The sequence below is a fragment of the Nitrospira sp. BLG_2 genome, from assembly GCF_049222245.1.
The window spans coordinates 1-6249 of record NZ_JBLYIG010000141.1; the positions used below are offsets into that span (position 1 = coordinate 1).

Sequence of the window (6249 nt, forward strand, 5' to 3'; positions counted from 1 at the left end):
ATCCGGGGTAAACAAAAACCAGCTGAGGTGCGCCATGGCGTAACCATCCCAAAGCTGACGATTGCCGCTGAGGGGAAACAACGTGCGGTTACTGTATGAAATGGATCGAGGAATGGTGCTGCAGCTGGCAGGCCAATACCAGCAAAGCAGTGCGGCATTGGAGCGAGCGGAAGAGGAAGTCGAGCGGCTCTATACCAGGAGCATCCGTTCAGAAACCGCTGCATTTCTCAGCAATGACAATGTCTTACCGTACGAAGGCGATGCCTACGAACATGTGATGATCAACGTGATCAATGCCTTGAACTATGCGGTTCAAGGACAACTACAGGAAGCATTGGTGGAGGCGCGACGTATCGACCATCGCTTGAACGTACTCGGTGACAGAGTGAAGGATGTCAATAAGTACCGGAATGACGGGTTTGCCAGGTATGTGAGTGGTATCCTGTACGAGGCCGCCGGTGATCTCAATAACGCGTTTATCGCCTATCGAAACGCATATGAAGCGTATAAATCGATGCAAGGGTGGTCGAGGATGTCCGCTCCTCCATCCCTGCGCTCTGATCTCTTGCGCACAGCGGAGGCTCTCAGCTTAACAACCGAGTTAGCCGAGTATCGACAGGCTTTTCCTGACGTTGAATGGCAGCTCGGTTCATCCCAAGAGCAACTCGCCCAAGTCGTGATGATCAGCTATAATGGTCGGGCTCCACGCAAAGAGGATCTGTTCTTGGACGTACCTGTTAGTATGGATGCCGCACAGTTAGTTTTACTGAACAGAGGAGTCTTCCAGTCGGCCTACCGACGGGATCGTGTCGCAGACAGCGTCCTGTATGGGCTCAACGGAGAAGTGGTCCGCGTAGCGCTTCCACGGTTGGTCCCCCAAAAGACGCGGGTCGCATCCGAGAGTATGACGCTGACCGATTCGCTCGGCCATTCGGTCACCGTTCGATCGGAACCGGCGCACAATGTGACTGCATTGGCGGAGAAGAGCCTTTCGGAACGGCTCCCGTCGATGACCGTGAAAGCCGTTGCCCGAGCTGCGACGAAGTTCGCGATGGCGGAGGGAGTGACAATAGGTGCGCAACATGCCGCCGGTCAAGATGCCGCTCTCTGGGTCGGCCCTCTTGTCGAACTGCTGGCTAAGGGACTGGCGGTGGCGTCGGAAGAGTCCGACAAGCGGAGTTGGCAAACCTTGCCGGACGAAATTCACGTGGCTCGGGCGTGGGTACCGCCGGGCCAGTATCACGTCTCCATTCGGCCGTCGGGACAGGAGGTAACGACGGCGAAGGATGAACAAACGATGGCGCTGACTGAAGGCCAGACGGTGTTCATCATTCGGCGTGTCATGCAATGATGCGCGTCTGCGGGATTTCTTCCGGACAAGGCATCGCGGTTTTCCTATGCCTGTGGCTGATGATGTCCGCATCGGCCGCCTGTACCTGGTTCACTGGTAAGGAAAAACCGGGGTGGGTTGATGGCCGGAGCGCGGAATATCCACCGGCTCAATACCTGACCGGGGTCGGCCAAGCGGACACTCACGGCAAGGCGGAAGATCAGGCCTATGCGGCGGTGGCCCGCATCTTCAAGGCGGAAGTCGCGGCGCAGGCTCAGGACTGGGAATCGTATGTGGTCGTTGAGGATCGCGGTGTCTCCAACGCCGAGCGGCGGCTCACGATCGACAATGTGACGAAAGTATCGACGGACAAAGTGCTTGAAAACGTCAGGATCGCGGATGCGTGGTATGACTCGGACAGACGGGTGCACTACGCCCTGGGCGTGATGAATCGTTCTCAGGCCGAAGCCGCGTTGATGGAGAAGGTATCGGCGTTGGATCGTGCGATTGACGCGGATGTCGCCGAGTCGCGGCAAACGACCGACAACCTTGCCAAGGTTCGCGCCCTGCGCCGGGCCGGCGGGAATCTCGTTTTGCGCGAGGCGTACAACACGGATCTGCGAGTGATCCGTCCCAGCGGGCAAGGGTTCCCATCCGTCTATCAGGTAAACGAATTGTCCGATGAATTGGAACAATTTCTTGCTACGAATCTGGTGCTTGCGGTACAAGTGTCCGGTGACCATGCAGAACCGGTTGGACGTGCGTTGTCGGAAGGGCTTATCCGACAAGGATTTCACGTGATCAAGAAGACGGAACGAGAAGAGGATGGTTCCCCCGAATTGATCGTTCGGGGCACTGTCCGTCTGTTCCCGATCGAAGTGCAGGATCCAAATTTCACATACGTGCGGTGGTGTAGTGATTTTGAAGTCGTGGAACCTGGAACGCGGCGGGTCGTGGGGGCGACCGCGCGCGGTGGAAGGGAAGGGCATCTGACGGAGCGTGAAGCAACGACAAAGGCGCTACGCGCGATGCAAAATGAATTGTCGTCGAATGTCGCGAAGGCGATTGCCGCTCATGTCTTCGGTGAGGTCATGCTGCCTGAAACAGCGACGATGCCGGTGAGTTGCCCACGAGAAGAGTCAGGAGTGAAGCGATAACTGAACGTTCTTTTATGAGGAGGCATCGTGAAAAAGACAGATGAGTTATCCGTCAGCCGAGCTCCGCGCAGCAGGGGGCGGGGGTTGACCAAGTCAGGACAAAAGGTTTCAAGCCGTTTGTCCAAGCGGCGGTTGAACGACCGACTGAAGGAAGACACGGTGTCGTTCAATAGAGGGAATCTCGCAGACACCTTGCGAAAAGAAGGGTATGAAGAGGTGCCGCTCGATGAATTACAAGATAGGCTCTCCAAGCTTCAAGGGCCGCTCGCGGAAATCATTCTGAAGGGGAGGGTGTAAGGGGATGCCATACTACTATTTTGATTCAACCGCGCTCATTAAGCGCTACAGCATGGAGCGGGGCACGAGGATCGTGAATAAGCTGATGGTGAAGCGCGGAAAGGTCGCGATCGTCCCGACATGGACCGTGACGGACGTCTATTCGATTTTGTGCGCGCGCGCCCAAGAGGGGCAGATTACGCGGGATGATTGCTATTCGGTTCTCTATAAGTTCGAAATCGAATCCAAACAGGGACTCTACCAGTTTATTGCGCCAAAGATGGAAACCTATCTTGCCACTAAAGAATTGGTCTTGGAGTATCCATCCCTGCGTTCGCCTCAGGTGATGCATCTGGCATTGGCATTGGAGTTGAAGCCGTTGCGATTGACCGTCGTCAGCGCGGATACCCAGCTGTTAGCGGCATCAAAAACGGCAGGGTTGCATATCATTAATCCGGCAGAAGACTAGCCGGATGCTGCCACGCTATTTTCCAATTGTGGCGAGGTAGACCCAGAAGTTCCGGACCGTTTCACAAGAGTCCGCACGCTGGTCAAAAAGGCTGTTCAGCAAGGCCGCAGTGAGGCGCACGGCGCGATGAAGAAAGAGCGTGCCACGTCTGTGCGAGCCGGCAGTGTCCCAGTGAGGCACGTTTGTGAACAACGCTGAGATGGTGAGGCAGCGACGCGATGCGAGAACGCTGCTGACGGTCTTTTTCAACAGCTTGCTAAAGCGATCATGTGGCTCGGATATTGACTGGTCGGCCAGGCGATGTCTCTTCCGACACCTGTCTTAGCAATTCCAAGACGGCACGATTCCAACCGGCAGGGCCGATGCCAGGCGCGCGGATGAGATTCGGCAGATTGATGTCAGGATCGTACGAGCCGTCGGGTTTTTGCACCAACACCGGACGATCGACCGTCAGTAAGAGAGGGAGATCGTTCAAGCTGTCGCCGATGCCGATGGTTTCTATGTCGTCCGGCAGATTAGCCAGTCGCCCTTGCCGTTTGTAGCAGCGAAGAAGAATGTCCGCCGCCCGACCTTTGTCGTTGTTTCCCGTCAAGTGAAAGAAACGCCCACCCCTGGTCCAACTGAGACCGCGTGTCACGATCTGGCGGCAAACTTCCTCGATCAACCTGGGGGGACCGTTCACTAAAAACGGTTCGTCGAATTCCCGCAGCATTGCTCGCAAGGCATCTTCTCGGGAGAGCCCTGTGGTGGCCATAACTTCGTCGACCGACAAATCGCCGAATCCTTGGAGCGGCGTGCCTACCGCGTCTTCGATTTGGCGGAGTACATCCCGAAGGAGCGCGTAGGGCGTCCCGAGTTCGATGATATGATAATGGGAACGGCGTCGGGACCGCTCGAGCGGGAAGTCGAAGGTATTGAGGGGCACGAACACGGCCGCGCCGTTCTCGACGATGAAGGGATTGTGGTGATCAAGGCGCTCTCGAAGCGGTTCGATTTCCGCGCGGGTCTTTCCTGAGACAAGAATGACCGGAATGTTCTCCGACCGAAGGGCTTCGAGCGCCGGTCTCGCCTCGTCAAAGGAGTACGTGTCATTGTCCAAAAGACAGCCGTCCAGATCTGTGAATAGGATATAGCGTGACATGGGTTTCAGAGATGCCGTAGGTCCTCGTTGATCTGCGACCTTGAATGACCGGCCAGACGTCGCTCCAGGAAATCTTTCGCCAGATCCTTGCCGCCTAATCCCAGCGCCAGTGCAGCGGCTAGGACGAGGCCTCCCCAAGTAATGCCAAATCCGACGACGACGATGTGTTGGGCAATCCCCAACTGTTCCAGCGCCATGGCCACCGTCAAAAGCTGAATGCCCCAACGTGTCCCGGCCGCGATCCAGCGGGCCGGAGGCAACCCTGCATTCACGGCAGCGATAAGAACGGCCTGCGACACGAAATTAGAGACGAGATAGCCGATGACTCCAATGACGGCTGCTGTAACCAAATGGGGAATATAAGATAAGAGCGACTGAGCGGCTTGATTGATAGGAGCAACATCGAGCGCGCCCAGCGACGCCGTGGTGGCGAAGATCACGATCAACCAGTAGGTAATGCGGCCGACGATATAGGACGGATCGGCTTTGATGCCTCCTCTCAACAGGGCCGCAGCGATACCGATTCGATCGCAGAGTCGATCCAGGCCGATCACGCGAAGCAGTCGTTCCATTAAATGTCCCATGCCCCAGGCGACGCCGAGACCGACCAGCAAAAGAACCATCATGGCCAGGACATTGGGAAGAATGGCGAGGACGCGTTCACCGAGAGCAGCGACAGGTCCGAGTAACGTATGTTCCCAGCTTGAAGTCATGGCTGGCTCCTTTCAGGCCTCGCGCGAGCGGCACCGATGACTTCGCGCGCGTCATGAGACTGAGGCCAACGTGCGACAAGATATTCTTTCTGTTTCTCGAACGTCCGGCAAAGCGTTTCGATAAGGTGTTCGGCTTCCGCCGAGGTCAACCCTTGGCTATCCAACACGAATGACGCGGTCTTCCCCAAGTAGAGAGGGGTCAAGGCTTTCAGCAGATGTTCTTGCGGGAGCACGCTCCGATGATGCGCGAGGGCGGCATCGTAAATAATGTGGGCCCACAGCGCATCGGGAATGCGGAAATCCCGTCTGGGGACGTCCCGAAGACGGGACAGCTGATCCAGTGTGTCTTCAGAGAGAATGCGCGCCCAAATAGGGTGTAGGTCCGCAAGCCCGAGATGAAACAAGTCGACCATTCGTTCGACATTGACATTCACCGGCTCGACTCCCACCTCGTACTGAAAGCCGAAGAGAGGCACCTTTCGCGAATCTGCGACAGGGAGCCAGCAGGGAGCATGGGCTTCCATTAAAGCGAACAAGGCACCCACCACTTGTCGCAACATGGAAGAGAGGTCGGCTGCAGGGTCTTTGGGATCATGAATCTTTGCTCCGAGAAAACTCTGACACACCTTGGCGCCGCTGGTAATAGCCTCCGTCGTCATCCAGATGTCGATCCCGAAGCGCGCCACATCCGACTCCCAGACATGCTTCTCAAGATAGTGTTGGGCCAGTTCTCCGGTAAATCCGAAATCTCCGCCGATCGGCTGGCGGACCTCCTGCCCGTAGAGAGCTCGGGTAAGAGGATAGGCGATACTGTTGGTGATGGTCCCGTCATACTTGTGGCGTCGATAGTAGGGGGCCACATAGTCGTAACCTTCTTTGATGATCGGATGGAGAAGCAGTTCCATCCACTCGGGTGTGATGCTGCGGACGTCCGAATCGACGACGGCGCAGGCTTTGACTTTGAGTCGCCGAGCGATCTCGAAAATGGTGCGAAACGCGCTGCCCTTGCCCGGGATACCGTGATAGGGCGTGACAATCCGGTGTAGCGTGCTCTGCCGATCGCTGATAAAGAGGGGTTCCAGATCGACCATGGTATGGGCGACGATAGCCGCGGTGTCGTCGGTGGAGCCGCCGTCGGCATTCACGAGGACGGCACGATGGCC

At 56.7% G+C, this 6249-nt stretch carries 7 protein-coding genes; 4 read left to right on the top strand and 3 right to left on the bottom strand.

The genetic code is table 11. The features are described from left to right. The first annotated feature begins 82 nt into the window (after positions 1-82). The 4 genes from ACOSYY_RS04040 to ACOSYY_RS04055 are packed head-to-tail and all read left to right on the top strand — an operon-like array spanning position 83 to position 3232. Entirely contained in the window at positions 83-1351 is a 1269-nt protein-coding gene (locus tag ACOSYY_RS04040; RefSeq protein WP_421660987.1) for a COG3014 family protein, read from the top strand. Further along, complete coding sequence (locus tag ACOSYY_RS04045; RefSeq protein ID WP_421660988.1) at positions 1348-2487, top strand: LPP20 family lipoprotein; 1140 nt, start codon at positions 1348-1350, stop codon at positions 2485-2487. Before ACOSYY_RS04040 ends, ACOSYY_RS04045 begins: the two co-directional genes overlap by 4 nt. Positions 2488-2514: 27 nt before the next feature. Continuing rightward, complete coding sequence (locus ACOSYY_RS04050; protein WP_421660989.1) at positions 2515-2784, top strand: hypothetical protein; 270 nt, start codon at positions 2515-2517, stop codon at positions 2782-2784. A gap of 4 nt (positions 2785-2788) precedes the next feature. Further along, complete coding sequence (locus ACOSYY_RS04055; RefSeq protein WP_421660990.1) at positions 2789-3232, top strand: type II toxin-antitoxin system VapC family toxin; 444 nt, start codon at positions 2789-2791, stop codon at positions 3230-3232. A 265-nt stretch (positions 3233-3497) separates the two neighbouring features. Here the strand turns inward: ACOSYY_RS04055 and ACOSYY_RS04060 are convergent, their stop codons facing one another. From ACOSYY_RS04060 to ACOSYY_RS04070, 3 genes are all read right to left on the bottom strand, one after another. Further along, the gene (locus ACOSYY_RS04060) at positions 3498-4373 is read right to left on the bottom strand and encodes an HAD-IIB family hydrolase (RefSeq protein WP_421660991.1); all 876 of its coding nucleotides are present in this window, start codon (positions 4371-4373) and stop codon (positions 3498-3500) included. Between the two features lie 5 nt (positions 4374-4378). Beyond that, the gene (locus ACOSYY_RS04065; RefSeq protein ID WP_421660992.1) at positions 4379-5086 is read right to left on the bottom strand and encodes a mechanosensitive ion channel family protein; all 708 of its coding nucleotides are present in this window, start codon (positions 5084-5086) and stop codon (positions 4379-4381) included. After that, a partial coding sequence (locus tag ACOSYY_RS04070; RefSeq protein WP_421660993.1) for a glycosyltransferase family protein occupies positions 5083-6249 on the bottom strand: 1167 nt, incomplete at its 5' end. The genes ACOSYY_RS04065 and ACOSYY_RS04070, both read right to left, overlap by 4 nt.

What these genes read in the sequence shown, in the direction of transcription:
- ACOSYY_RS04045 (WP_421660988.1), top strand. Translation starts at nt 1,348, where the DNA reads ATGATGCGCGTCTGCGGGATTTCTTCCGGACAAGGCATCGCGGTTTTC.
- ACOSYY_RS04055 (WP_421660990.1), top strand. Translation starts at nt 2,789, where the DNA reads ATGCCATACTACTATTTTGATTCAACCGCGCTCATTAAGCGCTACAGC.
- ACOSYY_RS04060 (WP_421660991.1), bottom strand. Translation starts at nt 4,373, where the DNA reads ATGTCACGCTATATCCTATTCACAGATCTGGACGGCTGTCTTTTGGAC.
- ACOSYY_RS04065 (WP_421660992.1), bottom strand. Translation starts at nt 5,086, where the DNA reads ATGACTTCAAGCTGGGAACATACGTTACTCGGACCTGTCGCTGCTCTC.